Origin of the sequence: Mycobacterium sp. 3519A, assembly GCF_900240945.1 — a bacterium.
Taxonomy (GTDB): Bacteria; Actinomycetota; Actinomycetes; order Mycobacteriales; family Mycobacteriaceae; genus Mycobacterium.
Genome location: NZ_OESG01000003.1, coordinates 1 through 1,697, shown reverse-complemented (window position 1 = coordinate 1,697; position 1,697 = coordinate 1). Strand labels below are relative to the sequence as shown.

Annotated in this window: 1 protein-coding gene; it reads left to right on the top strand. The window is 59.9% G+C overall.

Annotated features, from left to right (window positions below):
* Nucleotides 1–1,697, top strand: a 1,697-nt coding sequence (locus C1A30_RS00030; RefSeq protein WP_235009584.1) for a condensation domain-containing protein, incomplete at both ends; no start/stop codon positions are given.

The following is a 1,697-nucleotide window of genomic DNA, read 5'->3' as shown; positions in this document are numbered from 1 at the left end:
GTGGGGCCGATCGCTACCGCGCCCCCACCAACACCATCGAAGAAATCATCGCCGGCATCTACGCCCAAGTCCTCGACCACGACCACATCAGCATCGACGACTCCTTCTTCGACCTCGGCGGCGACTCCCTGTCGGCGTTGCGAGTACTAGCCGCTATCAACAAATCTCTGGGTGCCAGACTTTCGGTGCGCGACTTTTTCGACGCGTCCACCGTAGCCATGGTGGCACGCCGCCTCGACGAAAGTGCGCCCGGGTGTGAGCCGTTGGTGACGCGGGAGCGGCCCGAAGTGATCCCGTTGTCGTTCGCCCAAAGCCGACTGTGGTTCTTGGAGCAACTCGAATCCGGTTCTGGGGCATACAACATGCCCAGCGCATTTCACTTCGATGGGCCATTGAACATCGAGGCTCTTGGCGCTGCCCTTGATGACGTCATCGCTCGCCACGAATCGCTGCGGACCGTGTTCCCCGACAACAACGGCGTTCCGTACCAGTGTGTGCTCCCAGCGCGCAGCGGGATGTGGCGCCACAGCGACACAGAAGTGGTGTCGGTGCCGAAACAGAACCTCGCCGACGCGTTGATGTCAATGGCGGCATATAGGTTCGATCTGTCGACCGACATCCCGATTCGTGTGCAGATCTACTCAGTCGGTCCGGAACAGTATGTGGCCGGAATAGTCGTGCATCATATTGCTTTTGATGGGTGGTCGTTGGTGCCGATGGTTCGGGATCTTGGTGTGGCGTATGGGGCGCGGGTGCGGGGTTGTGCGCCGGGGTGGTTGCCGTTGCCGGTTCAGTATGTGGATTACACGTTGTGGCAGCGGGCGCAGTTCGGTGATCTTGATGATGTGGGTAGTGCTATTGGTGGGCAGTTGGCGTATTGGCGTGATGCGTTGGCGGGGATGGCGGAGTGTGTGGAGTTGCCGACGGATCGGCCGTATCCGGTGGTGGCTGATCAGCGTGGGTCGACTGTGGTGGTGGAGTGGTCGGCGGAGTTGCAGCGGCGGGTGCGGGAGTTGGCGGCTAGGTATAACGCGACGAGTTTTATGGTGGTGCAGGCTGGGTTGGCGGTGTTGTTGTCGCGGTTGAGTGCGAGTTCGGATGTGGCGGTGGGTTTTCCGGTCGCTGGGCGTGATGATCCGGCGTTGGATGGTTTGGTTGGGTTTTTTGTCAATACGTTGGTGTTGCGGGTGGATTTGGCTGGTGATCCTACGGTGGCTGATGTGTTGGCTGAGGTTCGCCGTAAGGGGTTGGCTGCTCTTGAGCATCGTGATGTGCCGTTTGAGGTGTTGGTTGAGCAGTTCAATCCGTCGCGGTCGTTGACGCGTCATCCGTTGGTGCAGGTGGCTTTGGCGTGGCAGAACGTGCCGGGGGGTTTTGGTGGTGGCGGGGTTGGGTTGTCGTTGGGTGATGTGCAGGTGACCCAGGTGCCGGTTGATACTCGCAGTGCTCGTATGGATTTGACGTTCTCGTTGTCTGAGTGTTGGTCTGATGTTGGTGAGCCCGATGGGATTCGGGGGTTGGTGGAGTTCCGCACCGATGTGTTTGACACCTCGACGGTTGAGGGTTTGGTGGGGCGTTTTGAGCGGGTGTTGGGGGTGATGGTTGGTGATCCGCAGGTGCGGTTGTCGTCGGTGGATGTGTTGGGTGAGGGTGAGCGTGCTCGGTTGGATGTGTGGGGTAATCGGGCGGTGTTGAGT